Source organism: Xanthomonas boreopolis, assembly GCF_046529185.1.
Lineage (GTDB): Bacteria > Pseudomonadota > Gammaproteobacteria > Xanthomonadales > Xanthomonadaceae > Pseudomonas_S > Pseudomonas_S boreopolis.
This window is the reverse complement of sequence record NZ_CP097162.1, coordinates 2,839,768-2,862,400: the sequence shown is the minus strand read 5'-3', so window position 1 is coordinate 2,862,400 and position 22,633 is coordinate 2,839,768. Positions and strand designations below refer to the sequence as shown.

The following is a 22,633-nucleotide window of genomic DNA, read 5'->3' as shown; positions in this document are numbered from 1 at the left end:
GGGAACGACGATTTCAGGTTCCGGGAAAATCCACGCATGTCAGTCATTCTCTACGGCTCCCGAAGCACGGCCTCGCTGGTCGTCCACTGGCTGCTGATCGAGCTCGGCATCGAGCACGAGCTGCGCATGCTCGACTTCGACAAGCGCGAGCAGAAGTCGCCGGAGTACCTGGCCCTCAACCCGCAGGGCAGGGTGCCGACGCTGGTCATGGACGGGCAGGTGCTGACCGAATCGGCGGCGATCGCGATGCACCTGGCCGACCTGCATCCCCGGGCCGGCCTCGCGCCCGCGATCGGCACGCCGGAACGGGCCGCCTACTATCGCTGGATGTTCTTCGGCGCCTATACGCTGATGCCGGCCTACCGGGGCTGGTTCTATCCGGACGAGCCGGCGGGCGAGGAGAACGCCGACGAGGTCAAGGCATCGTCGCGCGCCGCGCTCGAAGCCGCATGGCAGCAGGTCGACGACCACCTGCGGATGCACGGCCCGTACCTGCTCGGCGAAAGGCTTTCCGCCGCGGATTTCGTGTTCACCATGCTGATGCGCTGGTCGCGCAACATGCCGCGCCCCACCGATACGTGGCCGGCGCTGAAGGCCTTGGCCGACCGGATGAAGGCGCGCCCGGCGTTCAAGGAAGCCTATCGCCGCGAGGGACTGACCGACTGGACCTGAGAGGGGGAGCCCTCCGCCCCGGAAGCGCTGCCTGTAGGAGCGGCTCTTGTGGGAGCGGCTTCAGCCGCGACGGGGCTTTCATGCAGATCCCATGTGCGGGGGTTCAAATGAGGCAGATCCCTCTGCAACAGCCTGCACATCCCTGTGCAGGGGCGCGAATGAGAAAAACCCATCGCGGCTGAAGCCGCTCCCACAAAGGCAAAAAGTGCTTCAATGCGCGCCGTCGGGTCTCAATACCACTCCAGCAACGACACGCCCACGCCCACGTAGGTGGCCTTGTGGTTGTAGTCGATCATGCTCTCGCCATAGCCGTCGAACACCTGGAGGTGGCCGCGCAGCAGGTTGCTGATCGGGAAGCCGTAGTCGAGCTGGAGCGCGCCGTGCGAGCGGTCGCCGCCGCGCAGCGAGTGCCGGGCCATCAGCGACACCTCGTGCCCGTTCCTGTTCCAGACCAGCGTGGCGTCGCCGCGGCCCATGTAGTCCTCGATGTCCGGGTTGTTGTCGTCCCTGGCGTCCTCCTTGATGCGGAACCACGGCCGCAGCATCAGCGCCCAGTTCTCGCGGTCCAGGCCGAAATTGAGGATCACCCGGTTCCAGCTGCGCGACAGCGGGTCGCTGCGGCCATTGGACATGTGGTTGAGGCTGATCCCGGTCAGCCGGCCGCGCCAGCCGGCGATGCCGTAGTTGCTGCGGAACACCAGCATCGCTTCCGGTTCGTAGTTGGTCTCGCGGAACGGCCGCGATTCCTCCGAATTGTAGGCCTGCCAGCGCGAACTCTGGGTATAGCCGACCCAGATGTCGCCGTTGTCGCCGAACAGGTCCTCGGCCACCTTGGTCTTGAAGCTGAGCTGGAACTTCAGTTCGGTGTTGTCCAGCGGCTGCGGCGTGGTGACGGTGTTGCTGGGGTTCGGCGAGGACGGCAGCTGGTTGACCTTGCTGGTCCAGAACGCCGGCAACAGGTAGACCGGCTTGTAGGCGCGCAGCTGGAAGGTGCCGAGCTTGGAATCCTTGGCCAGCTCCCAGCGGCTGTCCAGCAGCGAGCCGCGGCCCGCATTGGCGATGGCGTCCAGGGCGGGCGTGTCGTGCTCGGACTTGAAGAATTCCCCGACCGGGCTGCGCGCGGCGGTCCTGCCGGCCTGGTCCCGGGCGGCTTTCTGCTCGGTCCGGGCCTGGTCGGCGGCCAGGTCGGCCTCGCGGGTGTCCTTGGCGGTATAGCCCAGCGCCCGGTCGTAGCAGGCCAGGCGCGCCGCGTTCGAGTCGATGGAAGTGCAGGCCTGGGCGGTCGCCGGTTGCGGCGAGGACTCCTGGGCGTGGGCGAGGGGCGCGGCGGCGAGGGCGAGCATCAGCAGGGGGCGCGGATGGGTCATGTCGGGGCGCTGGTCGGAGGATGGCCGATAGAGTGGCGTACCGGCGGTGAAGGTGGAATGCCGCCCGCTCAGAAGAACCAGGCGAACGCGAACACGCCCAGCATGCAGAAGCCCAGCGCCAGCTTCGACGCGGCGCCCAGCAGGATCCCGAGCCAGGTGCCCAGGCCCACGCGGGTAGCCTTGCCAAGCGTGCGGCTGTGCCAGTACTCGCCCGCCCAGGCGCCGACGAACGGCCCGACGAACAGGCCGACCGGCAGGAAGAACAGGCCGGCGAAGGTGCCGATCACGGACCCCCACAAGGCCTTGGGGCTGGCGCCGAGCCGTTGGGCCCCGTAGACGTTGGCCAGGAAATCGACCAGCAGCGAGAGCAGGGCCAGTGCCCCGATCGCGGCCAGCGGCAGCCAGCCCACCCGCTCGAAACCGTCGCCCCAGGCCGCCAGCAGCAGGCCGGCGAAGACCAGCGGCAGCCCCGGCAGGGCCGGCAGGACCACGCCCAGGAAGCCGGCGACCACCAGGAGGGCGCCTATCAGGTAATACATGAATGAATAGTCCATGGCGGGTGCCTGGGTATCCGTTTTGGGGGTTGACAGAACGGGTTCGGGGTGATTGCAATTTGGTTCGGCACGGGTTAAGTTGCAACCGCTGCGCTTGGCAAGGTCACCGTGAATCGTGGCCTGATGGGTAGATCATCGATCCGCTACATCCTTGCACCTCGCTTCCTCCTTGCAACCAGCCAACACTGCCATCAACCAATCACGTGTGATCCAGGGAGTAAGTCGAGATGTCAGACCGTGAGACCGGTACCGTCAAGTGGTTCAACGATGCCAAGGGCTTCGGCTTCATCAGCCGCGAGAATGGCGAAGACGTGTTCGTGCACTTCCGCGCCATCCAGATCCAGGGCTTCAAGAGCCTGAAGGAAGGCCAGAAGGTGACCTTCACCGTCGTGCAGGGCCAGAAGGGACTGCAGGCGGATGCCGTCCAGCCTGCCTGATCGCCGCGCCAAAGCCCAGACGGCAAAAAGGCCCGCAAGCGGGCCTTTTTGCTGTGCCGGGACAGGGCCGCCGGTTCAGCGCAGCACGACGCGCCCGTTGACGACGCGCACGTAGGTGTTCTCCTGGATGCCGCCTAGGTCCTTCTGGTTGACCACGATGACGCGGCCATCGTCCATCCGGACCTGGATGTCGTAGGAGTCGCTGGTGACGTTGTTCTGGATCGCGTTGCCGGCCAGCGCGCCCGCGGCGGCGCCGGCGACCGTCGACACGTTCTTGTTGCCCTTGCTGCCGCCGGTCTCCTTCGAGATCACGCGGCCGGCCACCGCGCCGACGATGCCGCCGAGCACCGCGCCGGTGCCGGTCGGCGCGCTGCGGTTGGACTGCACCGGGTCGATGCGGGTCACGATGCCGCAGTCGGCGCAACGTCCCTGCGAATAACCCTGGTTGTAGCCGCCGTTGTAACCGCCCCCGTAGTTCCCGCCGTAATTGGGCTGGGTGGTGGCGCAGCCGGCCAGTGCGGTGGTGGCGGCGAGGCCGATGACGAGCAGTCGGGTGTTCATGGGATTCTCCGGTGGTTCCATGGGAGCGGCGGCGCCGCAGCGTCGCCATCCTCTCCGGTGCCAGGTGAACGCAACGCCAATCCGGCCGGCCGCTATTCAGCGGAAATCCTGGTGGCAGGCTTTACAAGCCTCGCCGATCCGCTCGTTGAAGGCCTGCAGAGCCGCGCAGTCGCCGGGCGTCCGCGAGAGCGCCTGGTCCAGGCGGGCCCGCAGGGCGCCGGCATGCTGGATGAAGCGGCGATCGTCCTTCAGGCCGGGGAAGGCCGTTTCCAGGTCGTTGGACAGCGCGCGCAGAGACTGCAGCCGGGGCAGGCTGTCGGGCACCGTGCAGCGGTTGCGCGCATGGTTCGCCGCGAGCAGGTCGGTCTGCTTGGCCATCACCTGCATCAGGCTGTCCGGGAACGGATCGCGGCGCGCCTGCAGGGCGCGGGCCAGCATCACGGTGGCGACGACGCCGACCAACAGGCCGAGCAAGGCCATGAACAGATAGCGATAGGCGGTGGACGGCGGCTTGGGCTGGCTGGACATCCTTGCGGGCTCCCGGAAGTGGACGAGGGCGGGCCGCGGCCCGCCGGTCGGTAAAATAGTGCGATGAAAACTCAATGGCGTGAACGCTTCGCCGGCGTCGACCGGCTCTATGGCGTGGGATCGGTGGAGAAGCTGTCGGCGTGCCGCGTGGCCGTCGTCGGCATGGGCGGCGTGGGCTCGTGGGTGGTCGAAGCGCTGGCGCGCTCGGCCGTCGGCCACCTGACCCTCATCGATGCCGACGATATCTGCGTGTCCAACACCAACCGGCAACTGCCGGCGGTGGCCGGCCAGTACGGCCGCAACAAGGCGCAGGCCATGGCCGAGCGCTGCCGGGCGATCAATCCGGAGATCGACGCGGTGCCGGTCGAGGCGTTCCTCACCGCCGGCAACATGGCCGAACTGCTCGGGCAGGGGTTCGACCTGGTGATCGATGCCTGCGACAGTTTCCGGGTCAAGGTCGAGACCATCGCCTGGTGCCGGCGGCGCAAGTTGCCGCTGATCACCGTCGGCGCGGCCGGCGGGCGTACCGATCCCACGCTGGTGCGCGTGCGCGACGTCTCGCGTACCGAGCACGACGCGATGCTGGCGCTGATCCGCAAGAAGCTGCGTGGCGAATTCAATTTCCCCAAGAACCCGCAGCGCTACTTCGGCGTGCCTGCGGTGTATTCGCTCGAGAACGTGAAGTATCCGCAGGCCGACGGCAGCGTATGCGGCATCCGTCCGCAGCTGGGCGCCGACGCGGCGCTGAAGCTGGACTGCGGTGCCGGCCTGGGCGCGGCCACGCACATCACCGGCGCCTTCGCGTTCGCCGCGGTCGGCAAGGCGCTGGAGATGCTGCTGAAGGCGCGCCCCGGCGAGGCCGGGAACCGGCAGGAAACGATGGCCGGGCAACCGCACGCGATGGACGTCGCGGGGTGATGGCGGTCGCGGCAGCCGCCGCGACCTCGCGCACGCCACGGGCCTCCCGGGACGATCGCTCGGTCAGCCCGGTCCGTCCGGCAACCCGAACAACCTGCGTGCGTTGGCCGTGGTCTGCCGCGCGATCGCCTGCTCCGGTTCGCCGCGCAGTCCGGCGATGCAGGCCAGGACCGCGCCCAGCCGCGCAGGCTCGTTGCGCTGGCCGCGGATCCCGGCATCGGGCTGGTCCGGGGCGTCGGTTTCCAGCAGCAGCTGTTCCAGCGGCATGCCGGCGACCAGGCGGCGCAGCCGGTGCGCGCGCGGATAGGTCACCGGTCCGCCCAGGCCGATCATGAAGCCGAGTTTCCACAGTTGCGCCGCCTGTTCGGGGCTGCCCGAAAAACTGTGGACCACCCCGCGCAGGCGGCCCACCGACTTGATCGTGGCGATGACTTCCTCGACCGCGCGGCGTGCGTGCACGATCACCGGCAGGTCGTACTCGGCCGCCAGTTCCAGCTGGCGCCGGAAATAGAGGCGCTGTTCGCCGGCGTCGAGTCCTTCGACATAGAAGTCGAGCCCGCACTCCCCGATCGCGCGCGGGCGTTCGCGTTCTATCCATGCGCGCAGCTGGTCCAGGTGCTCGTGGCGATGGGCGTCCAGGAACATCGGGTGCAGGCCGTAGGCCGGATGCAGGCCGGGCGACGCGGCGCAGATCTCGCGCAACTTGGGCCAGCCGGCGGCCGCGACCGCGGGCACGAGCTGGTCGTTCACGCCGGCGCGGCGCGCCCGCGCCAGCACCGCGTCGCGGTCGGGATCGAATTCCTCGGCGTCGAGGTGGCAATGGCTGTCGACGAGGTGCATGGCATCAAGCGCGCGGGCTCGGCGCCGTGCGCCGGGTGCGCCAGCTCGCCAGCAGCAGCGTGCCCAGGCCGAGCAGGATCTCGTCGAGGAACGGCACCGGATCGGGCAGGCACAGGTCGAGCAGGAACAGGGCGGCGGTGAGCTTGAACAGCGTCGGATGGCGCAGTTGCCGCGCCCAATTCAGGATCGGCGTGGTGGCAAGATGAGGCATGGTTCGACCTCGGTGGAATCTGGCTGTCTGGAAGGAAAACGGTACGGGAACTTTTCGACGACATTCCTGACCGAGAGGTGGATCTGTTCAGGTAGCGCGTGCTGCAATGCGCTGGCACGAAGACACACGCGGAACGTCCGCACAAGGAGCTCGAAATGAAGAGCAATACGACAACTATACTGGTCGCTGCTGGCGCACTGCTGGTAGGGGGCGTGGCCACGGCTGCCTTCATGAACAACCGCGGCAAGTCCGACGATGTCGTCGCCCCGTCCGCCGAAGTCCGGCCGACCCTGGACAACTCGCTGGCGGCCGATGACGCGGCCTCTTCCGCCGTGAAGGGCGGCGGTGTCCTGGAATACGCCGACGTGGTCAAGGTCGATCCGGTGACCAGCAAGGAAAAGGTCTATGCGACCGTGATCGGCACCGAACCGGTGCGCGAGACCAGCACCACCAGCACGCCGCGCGAGGTGTGCAACGACGTGGTCGTGCAGGAACACGTGCCGCGCAAGGACCCGAACAACATCGCCGGCACCGCCGCCGGCGCGCTCATCGGCGGCGTGCTCGGCAACCAGGTCGGCGGCGGCGACGGCCGCAAGCTGGCCACTGTCGCCGGTGCCGTGGGCGGCGCCTTCGCCGGTCGCGCGATCCAGCAGCGGCATGCCGACAACAACGTGGTCAGCCGCACCGAGCGCCAGTGCCACACCGAGAACGCGACTTCCGAGTCCTCGCGCGTGGTCGGCTACAACGTGACCTACCGCAATGCAGATGGCACCACCGGCACGATGCGCATGGACAGCAAGCCGGGTAGCCGCATCGCGATGGGCAACGCCGACAACGTGGTCGGCTACGACGTGACGTACCGCTACAACGGCCAGGAAAAGACCGTGCGCATGAACAGCAAGCCGGCCAGCGATCGCCTGCCGGTCATCGACGGGCAACTGGTCACCCAGACCGCTGCGCTGGAATCCGCTCCGGCCAACCAGCAGTAAGTTCGTCCCGAAACGCGTCGAGGGAAGAGCCGGCAATGCCGGCTCTTCCCGTTTCCGGCGCCGTGCGGCGCGCTGCACGGACGGAACGCGGCGATACAATGCGGCGATTCCCCGGGGACTGGCCTGCGATGTCGTTGCAAACGGATGATCTGTTCGATGTGCGCTCGCTGTTGAGCGAGGACGAGCGGGCCGTGCAGGATGCGGTGGCGCGCTTCACCGACGAGCGGGTGCTGCCGGCGATCGGCGACGCGTTCGACCAAGGGCGCTTCCCGCGGGAACTGGTGCCGGACATCGCGGCGCTCGGGCTGCTCGGACCGACCTTGCCCGCCGAGTACGGCGGGGCCGGGCTGGGGGCCGTGGCCTACGGCCTGATCTGCCAGGAACTGGAGCGCGGCGACAGCGCGCTGCGCAGCTTCGTCAGCGTGCAGTCCTCGTTGTGCATGCATGCGATCCACGCCTACGGCAGCGAGGAGCACAGGCGCCGCTGGCTGCCGGAGATGGCGGCCGGGCGCGCGATCGGATGTTTCGGCCTCACCGAGGCGCATGGCGGCTCGGACCCGGCCAGCATGCGCACCCGGGCGGTGCGCGACGGCGGCGATTGGCGCCTGAGCGGCAGCAAGATGTGGATCACCAACGGCAGCATCGCCGACCTGGCGATCATATGGGCGCAGACCGACGACGGCGTGCGCGGCTTCATCGTCGAGCGCGGCGTGCCGGGATTCGCGGCCGAGGACATCAAGCACAAGATGAGCCTGCGGGCTTCGGTCACCTCGGCGCTGTTCCTGGACGACGTGCGCGTGCCCGAGCGCAACCGGTTGCCCGAAGCGAGCGGGCTCAAGGCGCCGCTCGGCTGCCTCAACCAGGCGCGCTACGGCATCGCCTGGGGACCGGTCGGTTCGGCGATCGCCTGCCTGCGCGAAGCGCTGGCCTACTGCGGCGAGCGGGTGCTGTTCGGGCGGCCGCTGGCGGCGACCCAGAGCACCCAGGTCAAGCTGGCCGACATCGCGCGCCGCATCACCACCGCGCAGTTGCTGGCGCTGCAGTTGGGGCGACTGAAGGAAGCCGGCGCCCTGCAGCCCGTGCAGGTGTCGCTGGCGAAATGGAACAACTGCCGGATGGCGCTGGACGTGGCGCGCGAATGCCGCGACCTGCTCGGCGCGGCGGGCATCACCACCGAGCATGCGGCGATCCGGCATGCGCTCAACCTGGAGTCGGTGATCACCTACGAGGGAACCGAGACCGTGCACCAACTCGTGGTCGGCCGCGCGCTGACCGGCATCAACGCATTCTGAGGAGCATCCCATGGCGATGGAGGACATCCGGATCGAGACCGAGCGGCTGGTGCTGCGGCCCCCGGCGGCCGAGGACTTCGAGGCCCTCGCGCGATTCGCTTCCGACGAGGAAACCATGCGCCACATCGGCGGCGTGCAGGCGCCTTCGGTGGCCTGGCGTTCCCTGGCGGCCCTGGTCGGCAGTTGGCACCTCCAGGGCTTCGCCATGTTCTCGGTGATCGAGAAGGCGAGCGGCGAGTGGATCGGCCGGGTCGGCCCCTGGCAGCCGCACGGTTGGCCGGGGACCGAGGTCGGCTGGAGCCTGAGCCGCGCGGTCTGGGGGCGAGGCTATGCCCCGGAGGCCGCCACGGCGGCCATCGACTGGGCGTTCGAGCGGCTGGGCTGGGACGAGGTGATCCATACCATCGCGCCGGGCAACGCGAACTCCAAGCGCGTCGCCGAGAAGCTCGGCTCGCGCCTGCTGCGGATGGGGCGGCTGCCCGAGCCGTACCACGAGCAGGAGGTCGAGATCTGGGGGCAGGGCCGCGAGGAGTGGCGGGCGCGTCGCTGAGCGGCCCGGGCCGGCGCGGGCGTTTCACCTGGCCTGGCCGTCCCGCGGCCTATGGTGGGGCCTCCTGTCCGCCTCGGAGGAATACCCATGAGCAAGCCCCGGATCGCGGTGCTGGTCGGCAGCCTGCGCAAGGAATCCTACAACCGGCGGCTCGCCGCCGCGATCGAGAAGCTGGCCGGCGACCGGGCCGCGTTCGAGCACGTCGAGATCGGCGACCTGCCGCTGTACAACCAGGACCACGACGGCGACTATCCGGCGCAGGGCAAGCGCCTGAAGCAACAAGTCCGCGCCGCCGACGCGGTGCTGTTCGTCACGCCGGAGTACAACCGCTCGATTCCCGGCGTGCTCAAGAACGCCATCGACCTGGGGTCGCGCCCCTATGGCGACAGCGCCTTCGCCGGCAAGCCGGCGGCGCTGCTGGGCATCTCGATCGGCGCGATCGGCACTTCGCTGGCGCAGCAGCACCTGCGCAACGTGCTGGCCTACCTGGACATGCCGGTGCTGGGCCAGCCGGAAGTGTTCCTGCAGTACAAGGACGGGTTCTTCGACGCGCAGGGCGGGATCGCCGACGAAGGCACCCGCAAGTTCCTGCAGGGGTTCGTCGACAAGTTCCTGCACTGGCTGGACCGTCATCGCGGCTGACCGCGGCGGCGACGGGGCGGACGTGGCGCCGTCTCGGTCCGTGCGACGGCAGGGGCGTAGATGTGTGCACCGGCTGCGCACCGCTTATCCACAGGGTTGTGCATGGCCGGAAAGGGCAGGGATGACTATCCTTCCTGCCCCCATCCCTGCGTCACGAGCCCGTATCCATGTCTGCGCGTCCCGGCTTTCGCAACAACCGCGGCAACGACCGCGACGATTTCCGCGAGCAGCGGATCGACCAGTTGCGCGTGCCGCCGCATTCGGTGGAAGCCGAGCAGGCGGTGCTGGGCGGGTTGATGCTGGCGCCGGAGGCGTTCGACCGGGTCAACGACCAGCTCACCGAGAACGATTTCTACCGGCGCGACCACCAGCTGATCTACCGCGCGATCCGCGAGCTGTCCGAGCGCGACCGGCCGTTCGACGCGGTCACGCTGACCGAATGGTTCGAGTCGCAGGGCAAGCTGGAGCTGATCGGCGACGGCGCCTACCTGATCGAGCTGGCCAGCACCACGCCGTCGGCGGCGAACATCGCCGCCTACGCCGAGATCGTGCGCGACAAGGCGGTGCTGCGGCAGCTGATCCAGGTCGGTACCGACATCGTCAACGACGGTTTCCAGCCGGAAGGGCGCGACAGCGCCGAGCTGCTCGCGGCGGCGGAGAAGTCGGTGTTCGCGATCGCCGAGCAGGGCGCGCGCGGGCGCACCGACTTCGTGGCGATGCCCGGCGCGCTGAAGGACGCCTTCGAGGAGCTGCGCAACCGGTTCGAGAACGGCGGCAACATCACCGGCCTGCCGACCGGCTACAGCGAGTTCGATGCGATGACCGCCGGCCTGCAGCCGACCGACCTGATCATCCTGGCCGCGCGCCCGGCGATGGGCAAGACCACCTTCGCGCTGAACATCGCCGAGTACGCGGCGATCAAGTCGAAGAAGGGCGTGGCGGTGTTCTCGATGGAAATGTCGGCCGCGCAGCTGGCGATGCGCCTGATCTCGTCCAACGGTCGCATCAACGCGCAGCGGCTGCGCACCGGCCAGCTCGAGGACGAGGACTGGGCGCGCGTCACCGGCGCGATCAAGATGCTCAAGGAGACCAAGATCTTCATCGACGACACGCCGGGCGTGTCGCCGGAAGTGCTGCGCTCCAAGTGCCGCCGCCTCAAGCGCGAGCACGACCTCGGGCTGGTGGTGATCGACTACCTGCAGCTGATGTCGGTGCCGGGCAACAGCGAGAACCGCGCGACCGAGATCTCCGAGATCAGCCGGTCGCTCAAGGGCCTGGCCAAGGAACTCAACGTGCCGGTGATCGCGCTCTCGCAGCTCAACCGCTCGCTGGAAACGCGCACCGACAAGCGCCCGGTGATGGCCGACCTGCGCGAATCGGGCGCCATCGAGCAGGACGCCGACATGATCGTGTTCATCTACCGCGACGAGTACTACAACAAGGAGAATTCGCCGGACAAGGGCCTGGCCGAGATCATCATCGGCAAGCACCGCGGCGGTCCGACCGGTTCGTGCAAGCTCAAGTTCTTCGGCGAATACACCCGCTTCGACAACCTCAGCCACGACAACATCGGCGCCTTCGAGTAGCCGGTTTCCCGGTGGCCGGCCTCCGGGACGGCGTCGAAGGCGGCCGGGCCGCCTCGACCGGCCTTGGACTTTTCCCCTCGGCATCCGGAGCGTAGATGTCCCTCGCACTCGTCTGGTTCCGTCGCGACCTGCGCCTGGACGACCAACCGGCCCTGCGCGCGGCGCTCGAAGCCGGGCACGTTCCCGTGCCGGTGTACGTGCACGCGCCTGCGGAAGAGGGCGATTGGCCGCCGGGCACGGCATCCGGCGCATGGCTGCACCGTTCGCTGCTCGCGTTGGACGAGGACCTGCGGCGGCGCGGTTCGCGGCTGCTGGTGCTGCGCGGACCGAGCGATGCGGCGCTGCGCAGGCTCGCGGTGCGTTGCGGCGCCGCGGCGGTGTACTGGAACCGCAAGTACGAACCCGCCACCCAGTCGCGCGATGCGGCCATCAAGCGGGCATTGCGCGAGGCGGGCCTCGTGGCCGAGAGCTTCAACGGCAGCCTGCTGTTCGAGCCCTGGGAACTGCGCACCCGGCAGGGCGGCCCGTATCGGGTATTCACGCCGTTCTGGCGCACCGCCCTGGCGCAGTGGCACCTGCCGTTGCCGTGGAAGGCGCCGGATCGATTGCCGCCGGTACCGGAGGCGCTGGCCGGCGAGGCGATCGAGGCGCTGGGCTTGGCGCCTTCGCTGCGCTGGGACTCCGGGTTCTGGGAAAGCTGGCGGCCGGGCCAGGCCGGCGCCCACGAGGCGCTGGAGGTCTTCGTCGACGGTGCGTTGCGCGGCTACCGCGACGGGCGCGACAGGCCCGACCGCGCGGGTACCTCGCGGCTGTCGCCGCACCTGCATTTCGGCGAGATCGCGCCATGGCGGATCTGCGCGGAACTCGAGCGGCATCGCCGTGCGCCGCTGGCGGCCGACATCGACGGCTATGTCCGCGAACTCGGCTGGCGCGAGTTCGGCTACCACCTGCTGCACCATTTCCCGGAAAGCGCGACCCGCAACCTCGATCCGCGCTTCGACCGGTTCGAATGGGCGGTTCCGCCGGCGGACGAACTGCGCGCGTGGCAGCGAGGACATACCGGAATCCCGATCGTGGACGCGGGCATGCGCGAGCTCTGGCATACCGGCTACATGCACAACCGCGTGCGCATGATCGTCGCCAGCTTCCTGTGCAAGCACCTGCGCGTCCATTGGCTGGAAGGCGCGCGCTGGTTCTGGGACACGCTGGTCGATGCCGACCTCGCCGGGAATACCCTGGGCTGGCAATGGGTGGCAGGCACCGGGGCGGACGCGGCACCGTACTTCCGCATCTTCAATCCGGTCGCGCAGGCGCGGAAGTTCGACCCGCACGCGCACTACATCGCGCGGTGGGTGCCGGAACTGGCGGCGCTGCCGGCGCATGCGCGCCCGGCTCCCTGGCAGCATCCCGAATTGCGGGCACGCCACGCGCCGGGCTATCCGGCCGTGCCGATCGTCGAGTTGGCGCAAGGGCGCGAGCGGGCCCTAGCCGCGTACGCCCGCCTGCGCGGGCGGGGGCTTTCCTGAATACGCGTGAACGCAGCGTGCGGGGATCACGGTTTCATCATGTCGCCCTCGCGTCGGGCTGTTTATGCTGACCGCCTTCATGAATGCCGGAAGCGCCGGCCAATAAGGAGAAGACGAATGTACCGATCCGCCAGCAAGTGCCTGTCCGTGGCGCTGGTCAGCGCCATCGCCCTGTCCGCCTGCGCGACCGGTGGTTCCTACGTGCAGCAGGACCAGTACGGCAATCCGACCCAGCAGCAGAACAAGACCGGCCGTGGTGCGCTGATCGGCGCCGCCATCGGTGCCGCCGCCGGCCTGATCACCGGCAACAGCGCCACCGAGCGCCGCCAGCACGCGATGATCGGCGCCGGCATCGGCGCGCTGTCCGGCGCGGCGATCGGCAACTACCAGGATCGCCAGGAGCGCGCGCTGCGCGAGCGCACCGCCAACACCGGCATCGACGTGAAGCGCGAAGGCGACAACATCACGCTCAACCTGCCGGACGGGGTGACCTTCGACTTCGGCAAGTCCACGCTCAAGCCGGAGTTCTATTCCGCGCTCAACGGCGTGGCTTCGACGCTGAAGGAATACAACCAGACGATGATCGAGGTGACCGGCCATACCGACAGCGTCGGCAGCGATGCGTTCAACCAGAAGCTGTCGGAAGACCGCGCCAATTCGGTCGCGCAGTACCTGACCGCGCAGGGCGTGCAGCGCGAGCGCATGGAAGTGGTCGGCGCCGGCAAGCGCTATCCGATCGCCGACAACAGCACCGACGCCGGCCGTGCCAAGAACCGCCGCGTCGAGATCCGCCTGATCCCGCTGCGGGCCGACGGCAGCAGCACCGGCATGCAGTAACGCCGTCGCCGACGTAGTGGAACGCCGGGCCGCACGTGCGGCCCGGCGCGTTTATGGACGCCCGGCGGGGAGGTGCGCGGCCGCGGCGTCGCCGGGGCGCGGGAGGCAGGGATCGCACCAGGACGCTCGCCGGTGCGCCCCTGCGCTCCGTTCAGGCCGTGACCTTCTCCAGGATGCGCTTGCCCTCGGCCTGCAGGTCGGCGTCCTCCTCCTGGTCGGCCGGCTGCGCCGCCTGGGCCGTTTCGGCGGACTTCGCCTGCGCCGCCAGCTTCGCGGCCGGGCACTGCGTCAACATGTAGTTGGCGTCGAAGTTGAGGCGTTCGACCAGGAAGTCGACGAAGGCGCGCACCTTGGGCGAAATCAGCCGGCCACCGGCGAAGACCGCGTTGAAGTCGTACTCGGGCCCGGTCCAGCCGGCCAGCACGCGCCGCACCATGCCCGATTCGATGAAGGGCTTGGCCATCACGTCGCCGGTCAGCATCAGGCCTTCGCCGCATACCATCGCGCCGTTCAATGCGGTGGGATCGTTGGCCACCACCAGCGGGTTGATCGGGAACTCGCGCAGTTCGCCGCCGTCACTGAGCGGCCAGAAGAAGCGGTTGCTGTGGACGTTGCGGTTCTTGCGCATGGCCAGCGTGCGGTGGAACTGCAGTTCGTCCGGGTGCAGCGGCTCGCCGTAGCGCTCGATGTAGGTGGGGCTGGCGAACACCTGGCTGCGCAGGCTGCCGAGCTTGCGGGCGACCAGGTTGGAGTCGGGCAGGGCGCCGACCCGCAGCGCCAGGTCGGCCTCGCCGGCGATCAGGTCCAGCTTCTCGTTGCCCAGGTGCATGTCCAGCTGGATTTCCGGATACTGCGCATGGAACTCGCCGAGCAGCGGGGCGATCCAGTTGATGCCGATCGAGTAGGGCACGGTGAAGCGCAGCCAGCCGCGCGGGCCGGACTGCAACTGGCTGACCGCGCTCTCGGCTTCCTCCAGCTCCCGCGCGATGCGCCGGCAGTGGTCGTGGTACACCGAGCCGGCCTCGGTGAGGCCGATGCGGCGGGTGGTCCGGTGCAGCAGGCGCGCGCCGAGGCGCTGCTCGAGTTCCTGCACCTTGCGGCTGACGGTGGTCTTGGGCAGGCCCAGCGCATTGGCTGCGGCGATGAAGCTGCCTTGTTCGACCACCTTGACGAAGATCAGGCTGTCGTTGAGATCGTGGGCCATGGCGGACTCCGATGGGGATTGGGGCGTGACAGGGGATTGGACCGTGACAGGGATGATTATTCCCCTTAATCCGGACTAATCAAGTGCGGGTTAGGGGCGTAACTTGCGTCCAATCCTTCTTCCCCCCGAGATTGCCGCCATGGGACTTCGTGCCTGGCTCGGCCTCAAGCCGCGCCGTGATGAGGCGCTCGAAAGCGCCTTCGACCCGATCGAGATTCCCGCGGAACCCAGGATTCCCCAGGGCTTCCGCGAATTCACCTTGCCGCCCCGGCTGCAGCGCAGCGGCCGCCGCGTGCGCGGCAACAACCGGGATTCGTCCTCGTTCCGCATTCCGATTGTCCTGGATGTGGGAGTAAAAGTCCCATGAGCGGGATGCTCCAGCCGGAGGTCGCCGTGCTCGGCGCCACCGGCCTGGTTGGCGGTGGCGTCGTGCAGGCGCTGCTGGAGGCCGGCAGCCCGGTGCTTGCGATCGGGCGCAGCGCGTTGCGCCTGAAGGCGCTGAAGGACCGTTTCGCGGATGCTCCCGCCCTGGACACGATGGCGGGTTCGGTGGCCGGCGATGCCGCCGCCGAGGCGCTCGCCAACCGCATCGCCGACCGCTCGCGCCCGCTGGCCGCGGTGGTGGCGTGCATCGGCAGCCCGCTCAGCAAGGGGCGGCTGCTCGACCGGCCGGCCTCGGCGCTGTTGAAGCGGCTGCAGAACGACCTGCTGCCGCACCTGGCCGCGGCCCGCCACCTGCTGCCGCTGCTGGCCGATTTCGGCGGCCGCTACGTGCTGGTGGGCGGACCGTGCGCCCTGCGCGCGTGGGCCGGCCACGGCGACATATCGATCGTGGCGTCGGCCACGCGGATGCTGGCCCACGTGCTGCACGAGGAAGCGCAGCCGCTCGGCGTGCGCGTGCAGTTGCTGTCCGTGGACCAGCCCGTGCGCAACCCGGCGCAACCCACCGAAGCCTGCCGCGAGTGGCTGGACCCGCCCACGGTCGGCCGCAGCGCGGTATCGCTGCTGGCCGGCCGCGGCGTGCCCGGCCAGGTCGTGGTCGGCGTCGATCGCTTGCTCGCATCCCTGCCGGTCACCGGATTGATGGCCGGCGTTTCCCTCCCCCTTCCCACCCAAGAGGTTTCCCAATGAACCAGAACGCCACCCCGTTCCGATTCTCCGTGCGCCATGCGCTCGCGGCGGCGGTGATCGCCGCCGTGCTGGCCGGATGCGGTTCGCAGGCCGCGGAGCAGGGCGCTCCGCCGGCGCCGCAGGTCGGTGCCGCCCCGGTACTGATCAAGCCGATCCGCCAGTGGGACGAGTTCAGCGGCCGCATCGAGGCGGTCGAGAGCGTCCAGCTGCGCCCGCGCGTGTCCGGCTACATCGAGAAGGTCAACTACGTCGAAGGCCAAGAAGTGAAGAAGGGCGACGTGTTGTTCACCATCGACGCGCGCCCCTACCGCGCCGAACTCGCCCGGGCCACCGCCGATCTCGCCCGCGCCCGCACCCAGGCCGAGCTGTCGCGCAGCGAGGCCGCCCGTGCGAAGAAGCTGGCCGAGCAGCAGGCGATCTCGACCGAGAGCTGGGAACAGCGCCGCGCCGCGGCCGACCAGGCCGGTGCCGACGTGGCCGCCGCGCAGGCGGCGGTGGAGCAGGCGCGGCTCAACCTGGAATGGACCCAGGTGCGCGCGCCGATCGACGGCCGTGCCGGCCGCGCGATGGTGACCGCCGGCAACCTGGTCACCGCCGGCGACGGCGCCAGCGTGCTGACCACGTTGGTGTCCCAGGACAAGGTCTATGTCTATTTCGACGCGGACGAAGCGACCTTCCTGAACTACTCGCGGATGGCCCGCGAGGGCGTGCGGCCGAGCGAGCGCGAGGCGCGCCTGCCGGTGCGGGTCGCGCTGATGGGCGAGGACGGCTTTGCCCACGAAGGGCAGGTCGACTTCCTCGACAACCAGCTCGAGCGCAGCACCGGCACCATCCGCGTCCGCGCCGTGCTCGACAACGCCGAGCGCCGCTTCACGCCGGGCCTGTTCGCCCGCGTGCAGCTGCCCGGCAGCGGCGAGTTCAAGGCCGTGCTGATCGACGACAAGGCCGTGCTCACCGACCAGGACCGCAAGTACGTGTACGTGGTCGACAAGGACGGCAAGGCGCAGCGGCGCGACGTGCAGCTCGGCCGTACCGCCGAGGGCCTGCGCATCGTGCAGCAGGGCCTGGCGGCCGGCGACCGGGTGATCGTGGACGGCGTGCAGAAGGTCTTCATGCCGGGCATGCCGGTGCAGGTCAAGCCGAGCGTCATCGCACCGAAGGCGGAGCGGACCACCGCCGCATTGAATTGAACCCGCGAGGTTGAAGCCCCTCTCCCGCCGGGAGAGGGGCGGGGTGAGGGTACGGGGGGCGACCCCTGCCGGGGGCCTGGTCGCACGAGGCTTCCCCCGCGTCCTCATCCGTCCCTGCGGGCCGCCTTCTCCCCTGTGGGAGAAGGGCACCGTCTTGCCATTTTCCAGGAATCCAATCCATGGACTTTTCCCGTTTCTTCATCGACAGGCCGATATTCGCGGCCGTGCTGTCGATCATCATCTTCGCCGCGGGCCTGATCTCGATCCCGCTGCTGCCCATCGGCGAGTATCCCGACGTGGTGCCGCCCTCGGTGGTGGTGCGCACGGTCTATCCGGGCGCCAACCCCAAGGTCATCGCCGAGACCGTCGCCACGCCGCTGGAGGAAGCGATCAACGGCGTGGAGAACATGATGTACATCAAGTCGGTCGCCGGTTCGGACGGCGTGCTGCAGATGACCATCACGTTCCGCCCGGGCACCGATCCGGACGACGCGGCGGTCAAGGTGCAGAACCGCGTGGCGCAGGCGCAGGCGCGCCTGCCCGAGGACGTGCGGCGGCAGGGCGTGACCACGCAGAAGCAGTCGCCGACCTTCCTGATGGTGGTGCACCTGACCTCGCCGGACGGCCGCTACGACACGCTGTACCTGCGCAACTACGCGCGCCTGCACGTCAAGGACGAGCTCGCGCGCATCCAGGGCGTGGGCGACGCGCAGATCTTCGGCGGCGGCGACTACGCGATGCGCGCCTGGCTCGACCCGGAGCGGATCGCCGCGCTGGGCATGACCGCCAGCGACGTGGTCGGCGCCATGCGCGAGCAGAACGTGCAGGTGTCCGCCGGCCAGCTCGGCGCCGAGCCAATGCCGCATAGCGACTTCCTGACGCTGATCAACGCACAGGGCCGCCTGCGTACCGAGCAGGAGTTCGGCGACATCGTGCTCAAGACCGGCAGCGACGGCCAGGTGGTGCGCCTGCGCGACGTGGCCCGCCTGGAGCTGGGCGCCGGCGACTACACGCTGCGCTCGCAGTTGGACGGCAAGAACGCGGTCGGCATCGGCATCTTCCAGGCGCCGGGCGCCAACGCGCTGCAGATCCGCGACCAGGTCATCGCCAAGATGGACGAGCTGACCCAGCGCTTCCCGCAGGGCGTGAAGTACGAGGCGGTGTACGACACCACGATCTTCGTGCGCGACTCGATCAGCGCGGTGGTGCACACCCTGCTGGAAGCGGTGGTGCTGGTCGTGCTGGTGGTGATCCTGTTCCTGCAGACCTGGCGCGCCTCGATCATTCCGCTGATCGCGGTGCCGGTGTCGGTGGTGGGCACGTTCGCCGCGCTGTACGTGCTGGGCTTCTCGATCAATACGTTGACCCTGTTCGGCCTGGTGCTGGCGATCGGCATCGTGGTCGACGACGCGATCGTGGTGGTCGAGAACGTCGAGCGCAACATCGAGGAAGGCCTGCCGCCGCTTGCGGCCGCGCACCAGGCGATGAAGGAAGTGTCCGGCCCGATCATCGCGATCGCGCTGGTGCTGTGCGCGGTGTTCGTGCCCATGGCGTTCCTGTCGGGCGTGACCGGCCAGTTCTACAAGCAGTTCGCGGTGACGATCGCCATCTCCACGGTGATCTCGGCGATCAACTCGCTGACCCTGTCGCCGGCGCTGGCCGCGCGCCTGCTCAAGTCGCACGACGCGCCGAAGGACGCGCCGTCGCGCCTGATCGAGCGCCTGTTCGGCTGGGTGTTCCGTCCGTTCAACCGCTTCTTCAACACCAATGCCAACCGCTACCAGGGTTCGGTCTCGCGCATCCTCGGCCGCCGCGGCGTGGTGTTCGTGGTCTACGTGGGCCTGCTGCTGGCGACCGGGCTGATGTTCAAGGCGGTGCCGGCCGGCTTCATCCCGACCCAGGACAAGATGTACCTGATCGCCGGCGTGAAGCTGCCGGAAGGTTCCTCGATCGAACGCACCGACGCGCTGCTGCGCAAGGTCGCCGACATCGCGATGAAGACCGACGGCGTGGCGCATTCGATCTCGTTCCCGGGCCTCAATGCGCTGCAGTTCACCAACACGCCCAATACCGGCGTGGTGTTCCTGCCGCTCAAGCCGTTCTCGGAGCGGAAGCGCACCGCGCTCGAGATCAACGCCGAGATCAACCAGAAGATCTCCGCGCTGGGCGAGGGCATGACGTTCGCGTTCATGCCGCCGCCGATCCTCGGCCTGGGCAACGGCAACGGCTACCAGCTGTTCATCGAGGACCGCGCCAACCTGGGCTACGGCGCGCTGCAGAACGCGGTCAGCGCGCTGCAGGGTGCGGTGTCGCAGGTGCCGGGCATGAGCTTCCCGATCGGTACCTACCAGGCCAACGTGCCGCAGCTGGACGCCGAGGTCGATCGCACCAAGGCCAAGGCGCAGGGGGTGGCGTTGACCAGCCTGTTCGACACGCTGCAGACCTACCTGGGCTCGGCCTACGTCAACGACTTCAACCAGTTCGGCCGTACCTGGCAGGTGATCGCGCAGGCCGACGCGCCGTTCCGCGACAGCGTCGAGGACATCGCCCGCCTGCGTACCCGCAACGACCGCGGCGAGATGGTGCCGATCGGCTCGATGGTCACCATCAAGCAGACCTACGGTCCCGACCCGGTGCTGCGCTACAACGGCTACACCGCGGCCGACCTGGCCGGCGAAGCCGATGCGCGCGTGCTGTCCTCGGCCGAGGCGATGCAGAAGCTGACCGAGCTGGCCGCGCAGGTGCTGCCTGCCGGCATGGCGATCGAGTGGACCGACCTGAGCTACCAGCAGGCGACCCAGGGCAACGCGGCGCTGGTGGTGTTCCCGCTGGCGGTACTGCTGGCGTTCCTGGTGCTGGCCGCGCTGTACGAGAGCTGGACGCTGCCGCTGGCGGTGATCCTGATCGTGCCGATGTGCCTGCTCTCGGCGCTGCTGGGCGTGTGGCTCACCGGAGGCGACAACAACGTGTTCGTGCAGGTCGGCCTGGTGGTGCTGATGGGCCTGGCGTGCAAGAACGCGATCCTGATCGTCGAGTTCGCCCGCGAGCTGGAGTTGCAGGGCAAGGGCATCGTCGAGTCGGCGCTGGAAGCCTGCCGCCTGCGCCTGCGCCCGATCGTGATGACCTCGATCGCCTTCATCGCCGGCACCGTGCCGCTGGTGTTCTCGCATGGCGCGGGCGCCGAGGTGCGCACGGCCACGGGCATCACCGTGTTCGCCGGCATGCTGGGCGTGACCCTGTTCGGCTTGTTCCTGACGCCGGTGTTCTACGTCGCGCTGCGCAAGCTGGCCGGCCGGCCGCTGGTGTCGCATTCGCCGGCGCCCTCGCTGCACAGCCACGCGTGACGTCGGTCCAACCCCACATCCAAGGATTCAATCCATGAACGACAACAACAAGATCGCCCTCGTCACCGGCGCGACCCGCGGCATCGGCCTGGAGACCGTGCGCCAGCTGGCCGAGGCCGGCGTGCACACGCTGCTGGCCGGGCGCAAGCGCGACGACGCGGTGGCGGCGGCGCTGAAGCTGCAGGCCGAGGGCCTGCCGGTGGAGGCGATCCAGCTCGACGTGGTGGACGAGATCAGCATCGCCGCCGCCGTCGGCACCGTCGAGCAGCGCCACGGGCGCCTGGACATCCTGGTCAACAACGCCGGCATCGTGCTGGACGAGCTCGGACGCAAGCCGTCCGAGCAGACCCTGGACGTCTGGCGCCGCACCTTCGACACCAACGTGTTCGCGGTGGTCGCCGTCACCCGCGCGTTCCTGCCGCTGCTGCGCCGTTCGCAGGCCGGGCGCATCGTCAACGTGTCGAGCATCCTCGGCTCGAACACCTTGCACAGCGATCCGTCCTCGCCGATCTACGACTTCAAGGTGCCGGCCTACAACGCCTCCAAGAGCGCGCTCAACGCATGGACGGTGCAGCTGGCCTACGAACTGCGCGACACCCCGATCAAGGTCAACGCGATCCACCCCGGCTACGTGAAGACCGACATGAACGGCGGCCAGGGCGAGCTGGGCGTGGAGGACGGCGCGCGCAGCAGCGTGCAGATGGCGCTGGTCGGCAGCGACGGGCCGAACGGCAGTTTCACTCACATGGGACAGGTGCTGCCATGGTGATGCGTACCTTGACTCTCGCGTTGGCCAGCACCCTGCTGGCCGGCTGCGTCACCGTCGGCCCGGACTACGTGGCGCCGCTGCCGCAGGCCACGGTGTTGCCCGAAGCGAAGGATCCGGCCTTCAGCGCCGAATCCCCGGTCGGCGCCTGGTGGGCGCAGTTCGGCGACCCGGTGCTCGAGCAGCTCGTGCGCGACGCGATGGTGGCCAACCACGACCTGCGCATCGCCGTGTCCCGCGTGCAGGAAGCGCGCGCGGTGTTCGTCGAGCGCCGCCTCGACCAGTTGCCGCACGTCACCGCGGGCGGCAGCTACGACCGTCGCCACGAGCAGTCGGCCGCGGCCGGCGGCGAGCGGGTGATGAGCGAGACCGCGACGCTGGGCTTCGACGCGGGCTGGGAGCTGGACCTGTTCGGCCGCCAGCGCCGGGCCGCGCAAGCGGCGCGCGCCGACCTGGAAGCGGAGCAGGCCAATCTCGACGACGCCCAGGTCACCGTCGCGGCGGAGGTCGCGCGCAACTACTTCGAGCTGCGCGGCGTGCAGAAGCGCATCGAGGTCGCGCGCACCACGCTCGACAACCTGCGCGACACCCAGCGCCTGACCGAGACCCGCTGGAACCTGGGCTCGGGCAGCGAACTCGACGTGCAGAGCAGCCGCGCGCGGTTGAAGGCCATCGAGGCCGACATCCCGCTGCTCGAAGTCGCGCAGGCGCAGTATCGCCGCCGCCTGGCGGTGCTGCTGGGGCGCGCGCCGGACTCCCTGGACGAGACGCTCGCGCCGCGGCCGACGCCCGCCTACGCACGCGCCCTGGCGCTGGGCGACAGCGCCCAGCTGCTGCGCCAGCGCCCGGACGTGCGCGAAGCGGAGCGCCGGCTCGCCGCCGCCACCGCGCGGGTCGGCGTGGCCACCGCGGACCTGTTCCCGCGCATCAGCCTGAGCGGTTTCGTCGGTTTCCTTTCCGGCGACGCCGCTTCGCTGACCCGCAGCGGCAGCAAGGCCTGGTCGCTGACGCCGTCGATCAGTTGGGCGGCGTTCGACTTCGGCACCGTGCGCGCACGGCTGCGCGCGAGCAAGGCGCAGGCCGACGGCGCGCTGGCGCAGTACGAGCAGAGCGTGCTGCTGGCGCTGGAGGACACCGAGAATGCGATGACCGCCTATGCTCGACAGCAGTCGCGGCTAGCGATCGTGGTGGAGCAGGCCGAGGCGGCCCGGCGCGCGGAGGCGCTGGCGCAGATCCGCTATCGCGAGGGTTCGGAGGATTTCCTGACCCTGCTCGACGCCCAGCGCACGCGCCTGACCGCGGACGACGCGCTGGCGCAGGCCGAGGCATCGGTCAACGTCGGCGTGGTGGCGGTCTACAAGGCGCTGGGCGGCTGGCGACAGCCGCAGGCGGAGGAAGGAACGGCGAGCGTGGCGAGCCGTTGAACGCGAAAGGGCCGGTCCGGCGACGGACCGGCCCTTTCCGCATCGGCGCGGCCGGTATCCGGGA

23 protein-coding genes are annotated in these 22,633 nt (G+C 69.2%); 16 read left to right on the top strand and 7 right to left on the bottom strand.

What is annotated here, in order from left to right; translation table 11 throughout:
* Positions 1–36 precede the first annotated feature (36 nt).
* Entirely contained in the window at positions 37–672 is a 636-nt protein-coding gene (locus tag M3M27_RS12880) for a glutathione S-transferase family protein (RefSeq protein ID WP_140720233.1), read from the top strand.
* Positions 673–902: 230 nt separating this feature from the next.
* Here M3M27_RS12880 and M3M27_RS12875 read toward each other — a convergent pair whose 3' ends face one another.
* Positions 903–2,039, bottom strand: coding sequence for a phospholipase A (locus M3M27_RS12875; protein WP_434025878.1), 1,137 nt, complete (start codon positions 2,037–2,039; stop codon positions 903–905).
* A 68-nt stretch (positions 2,040–2,107) separates the two neighbouring features.
* The gene (locus tag M3M27_RS12870; protein ID WP_434025877.1) at positions 2,108–2,593 is read right to left on the bottom strand and encodes a DUF456 domain-containing protein; all 486 of its coding nucleotides are present in this window, start codon (positions 2,591–2,593) and stop codon (positions 2,108–2,110) included.
* Between the two features lie 227 nt (positions 2,594–2,820).
* Here M3M27_RS12870 and M3M27_RS12865 point away from each other — a divergent pair, with 227 nt between their 5' ends.
* A complete protein-coding gene (locus M3M27_RS12865) occupies positions 2,821–3,030 on the top strand; it encodes a cold-shock protein (RefSeq protein WP_140720239.1) in 210 nt (69 codons plus the stop codon).
* A gap of 75 nt (positions 3,031–3,105) precedes the next feature.
* Here the strand turns inward: M3M27_RS12865 and M3M27_RS12860 are convergent, their stop codons facing one another.
* Positions 3,106–3,591: a glycine zipper 2TM domain-containing protein gene (locus tag M3M27_RS12860; RefSeq protein WP_140720241.1), complete on the bottom strand. Its 486-nt coding sequence runs from the start codon at positions 3,589–3,591 to the stop codon at positions 3,106–3,108.
* 96 nt (positions 3,592–3,687) lie between these two features.
* Complete coding sequence (locus M3M27_RS12855; protein WP_434025876.1) at positions 3,688–4,119, bottom strand: hypothetical protein; 432 nt, start codon at positions 4,117–4,119, stop codon at positions 3,688–3,690.
* 63 nt (positions 4,120–4,182) lie between these two features.
* Here M3M27_RS12855 and M3M27_RS12850 point away from each other — a divergent pair, with 63 nt between their 5' ends.
* Complete coding sequence (locus M3M27_RS12850; RefSeq protein ID WP_434025875.1) at positions 4,183–5,037, top strand: tRNA threonylcarbamoyladenosine dehydratase; 855 nt, start codon at positions 4,183–4,185, stop codon at positions 5,035–5,037.
* Between the two features lie 63 nt (positions 5,038–5,100).
* Here M3M27_RS12850 and M3M27_RS12845 read toward each other — a convergent pair whose 3' ends face one another.
* Positions 5,101–5,877, bottom strand: coding sequence for a TatD family hydrolase (locus tag M3M27_RS12845; RefSeq protein WP_434025874.1), 777 nt, complete (start codon positions 5,875–5,877; stop codon positions 5,101–5,103).
* A gap of 4 nt (positions 5,878–5,881) precedes the next feature.
* Positions 5,882–6,088: a DUF6116 family protein gene (locus M3M27_RS12840; protein WP_140720249.1), complete on the bottom strand. Its 207-nt coding sequence runs from the start codon at positions 6,086–6,088 to the stop codon at positions 5,882–5,884.
* A 155-nt stretch (positions 6,089–6,243) separates the two neighbouring features.
* Between M3M27_RS12840 and M3M27_RS12835 the strand changes: the two genes are divergently transcribed.
* The 7 genes from M3M27_RS12835 (at position 6,244) to M3M27_RS12805 (ending at position 13,510) form a co-directional block, all read left to right on the top strand.
* Positions 6,244–7,077 carry a glycine zipper 2TM domain-containing protein gene (locus M3M27_RS12835; RefSeq protein ID WP_140720251.1) on the top strand — a complete coding sequence of 278 codons (834 nt, stop codon included), beginning with the start codon at positions 6,244–6,246 and terminating at the stop codon, positions 7,075–7,077.
* A gap of 128 nt (positions 7,078–7,205) precedes the next feature.
* Entirely contained in the window at positions 7,206–8,369 is a 1,164-nt protein-coding gene (locus tag M3M27_RS12830) for an acyl-CoA dehydrogenase family protein (RefSeq protein WP_434025873.1), read from the top strand.
* Positions 8,370–8,379: 10 nt separating this feature from the next.
* Complete coding sequence (locus M3M27_RS12825; RefSeq protein WP_434025872.1) at positions 8,380–8,919, top strand: GNAT family N-acetyltransferase; 540 nt, start codon at positions 8,380–8,382, stop codon at positions 8,917–8,919.
* Between the two features lie 87 nt (positions 8,920–9,006).
* Positions 9,007–9,561 carry an NADPH-dependent FMN reductase gene (locus tag M3M27_RS12820; protein WP_140720257.1) on the top strand — a complete coding sequence of 185 codons (555 nt, stop codon included), beginning with the start codon at positions 9,007–9,009 and terminating at the stop codon, positions 9,559–9,561.
* Between the two features lie 167 nt (positions 9,562–9,728).
* Complete coding sequence (locus M3M27_RS12815) at positions 9,729–11,147, top strand: replicative DNA helicase (protein ID WP_140720259.1); 1,419 nt, start codon at positions 9,729–9,731, stop codon at positions 11,145–11,147.
* 95 nt (positions 11,148–11,242) lie between these two features.
* Positions 11,243–12,673 carry a cryptochrome/photolyase family protein gene (locus tag M3M27_RS12810; protein WP_434025871.1) on the top strand — a complete coding sequence of 477 codons (1,431 nt, stop codon included), beginning with the start codon at positions 11,243–11,245 and terminating at the stop codon, positions 12,671–12,673.
* A 117-nt stretch (positions 12,674–12,790) separates the two neighbouring features.
* Positions 12,791–13,510, top strand: a complete 720-nt coding sequence (locus M3M27_RS12805) for an OmpA family protein (protein WP_140720264.1) — start codon at positions 12,791–12,793, stop codon at positions 13,508–13,510.
* A 151-nt stretch (positions 13,511–13,661) separates the two neighbouring features.
* On the opposite strand, the gene M3M27_RS12800 is transcribed toward M3M27_RS12805, so the two are convergent.
* Positions 13,662–14,714, bottom strand: coding sequence for a LysR substrate-binding domain-containing protein (locus M3M27_RS12800; RefSeq protein ID WP_434025870.1), 1,053 nt, complete (start codon positions 14,712–14,714; stop codon positions 13,662–13,664).
* Positions 14,715–14,853: 139 nt separating this feature from the next.
* Between M3M27_RS12800 and M3M27_RS12795 the strand changes: the two genes are divergently transcribed.
* The 6 genes from M3M27_RS12795 (at position 14,854) to M3M27_RS12770 (ending at position 22,569) form a co-directional block, all read left to right on the top strand.
* Positions 14,854–15,081, top strand: a complete 228-nt coding sequence (locus tag M3M27_RS12795; protein WP_434025869.1) for a hypothetical protein — start codon at positions 14,854–14,856, stop codon at positions 15,079–15,081.
* Positions 15,078–15,845 (top strand): SDR family oxidoreductase, encoded by a 768-nt coding sequence (locus M3M27_RS12790; protein ID WP_140720270.1) that lies wholly within the window; start codon positions 15,078–15,080, stop codon positions 15,843–15,845. Before M3M27_RS12795 ends, M3M27_RS12790 begins: the two co-directional genes overlap by 4 nt.
* Complete coding sequence (locus M3M27_RS12785; protein WP_434025868.1) at positions 15,842–17,035, top strand: efflux RND transporter periplasmic adaptor subunit; 1,194 nt, start codon at positions 15,842–15,844, stop codon at positions 17,033–17,035. The genes M3M27_RS12790 and M3M27_RS12785 overlap by 4 nt, the downstream gene beginning before the upstream one ends.
* A gap of 179 nt (positions 17,036–17,214) precedes the next feature.
* Positions 17,215–20,379 (top strand): efflux RND transporter permease subunit, encoded by a 3,165-nt coding sequence (locus M3M27_RS12780; protein WP_140720274.1) that lies wholly within the window; start codon positions 17,215–17,217, stop codon positions 20,377–20,379.
* A gap of 34 nt (positions 20,380–20,413) precedes the next feature.
* On the top strand, positions 20,414–21,148 hold the full coding sequence (locus M3M27_RS12775; RefSeq protein ID WP_140720277.1) for an SDR family oxidoreductase: 735 nt from the start codon (positions 20,414–20,416) through the stop codon (positions 21,146–21,148).
* Positions 21,142–22,569 (top strand): efflux transporter outer membrane subunit, encoded by a 1,428-nt coding sequence (locus M3M27_RS12770; protein WP_434025867.1) that lies wholly within the window; start codon positions 21,142–21,144, stop codon positions 22,567–22,569. Before M3M27_RS12775 ends, M3M27_RS12770 begins: the two co-directional genes overlap by 7 nt.
* The last annotated feature ends 64 nt before the right edge of the window (positions 22,570–22,633 follow it).

Bases quoted from the DNA above. Each gene is read 5' to 3' on its own strand.
- M3M27_RS12880 (WP_140720233.1), top strand. From the start codon at position 37: ATGTCAGTCATTCTCTACGGCTCCCGAAGCACGGCCTCGCTGGTCGTC.
- M3M27_RS12875 (WP_434025878.1), bottom strand. From the start codon at position 2,039: ATGACCCATCCGCGCCCCCTGCTGATGCTCGCCCTCGCCGCCGCGCCC.
- M3M27_RS12870 (WP_434025877.1), bottom strand. From the start codon at position 2,593: ATGGACTATTCATTCATGTATTACCTGATAGGCGCCCTCCTGGTGGTC.
- M3M27_RS12865 (WP_140720239.1), top strand. From the start codon at position 2,821: ATGTCAGACCGTGAGACCGGTACCGTCAAGTGGTTCAACGATGCCAAG.
- M3M27_RS12860 (WP_140720241.1), bottom strand. From the start codon at position 3,591: ATGAACACCCGACTGCTCGTCATCGGCCTCGCCGCCACCACCGCACTG.
- M3M27_RS12855 (WP_434025876.1), bottom strand. From the start codon at position 4,119: ATGTCCAGCCAGCCCAAGCCGCCGTCCACCGCCTATCGCTATCTGTTC.
- M3M27_RS12850 (WP_434025875.1), top strand. From the start codon at position 4,183: ATGAAAACTCAATGGCGTGAACGCTTCGCCGGCGTCGACCGGCTCTAT.
- M3M27_RS12845 (WP_434025874.1), bottom strand. From the start codon at position 5,877: ATGCACCTCGTCGACAGCCATTGCCACCTCGACGCCGAGGAATTCGAT.
- M3M27_RS12840 (WP_140720249.1), bottom strand. From the start codon at position 6,088: ATGCCTCATCTTGCCACCACGCCGATCCTGAATTGGGCGCGGCAACTG.
- M3M27_RS12835 (WP_140720251.1), top strand. From the start codon at position 6,244: ATGAAGAGCAATACGACAACTATACTGGTCGCTGCTGGCGCACTGCTG.
- M3M27_RS12830 (WP_434025873.1), top strand. From the start codon at position 7,206: ATGTCGTTGCAAACGGATGATCTGTTCGATGTGCGCTCGCTGTTGAGC.
- M3M27_RS12825 (WP_434025872.1), top strand. From the start codon at position 8,380: ATGGCGATGGAGGACATCCGGATCGAGACCGAGCGGCTGGTGCTGCGG.
- M3M27_RS12820 (WP_140720257.1), top strand. From the start codon at position 9,007: ATGAGCAAGCCCCGGATCGCGGTGCTGGTCGGCAGCCTGCGCAAGGAA.
- M3M27_RS12815 (WP_140720259.1), top strand. From the start codon at position 9,729: ATGTCTGCGCGTCCCGGCTTTCGCAACAACCGCGGCAACGACCGCGAC.
- M3M27_RS12810 (WP_434025871.1), top strand. From the start codon at position 11,243: ATGTCCCTCGCACTCGTCTGGTTCCGTCGCGACCTGCGCCTGGACGAC.
- M3M27_RS12805 (WP_140720264.1), top strand. From the start codon at position 12,791: ATGTACCGATCCGCCAGCAAGTGCCTGTCCGTGGCGCTGGTCAGCGCC.
- M3M27_RS12800 (WP_434025870.1), bottom strand. From the start codon at position 14,714: ATGGCCCACGATCTCAACGACAGCCTGATCTTCGTCAAGGTGGTCGAA.
- M3M27_RS12795 (WP_434025869.1), top strand. From the start codon at position 14,854: ATGGGACTTCGTGCCTGGCTCGGCCTCAAGCCGCGCCGTGATGAGGCG.
- M3M27_RS12790 (WP_140720270.1), top strand. From the start codon at position 15,078: ATGAGCGGGATGCTCCAGCCGGAGGTCGCCGTGCTCGGCGCCACCGGC.
- M3M27_RS12785 (WP_434025868.1), top strand. From the start codon at position 15,842: ATGAACCAGAACGCCACCCCGTTCCGATTCTCCGTGCGCCATGCGCTC.
- M3M27_RS12780 (WP_140720274.1), top strand. From the start codon at position 17,215: ATGGACTTTTCCCGTTTCTTCATCGACAGGCCGATATTCGCGGCCGTG.
- M3M27_RS12775 (WP_140720277.1), top strand. From the start codon at position 20,414: ATGAACGACAACAACAAGATCGCCCTCGTCACCGGCGCGACCCGCGGC.
- M3M27_RS12770 (WP_434025867.1), top strand. From the start codon at position 21,142: ATGGTGATGCGTACCTTGACTCTCGCGTTGGCCAGCACCCTGCTGGCC.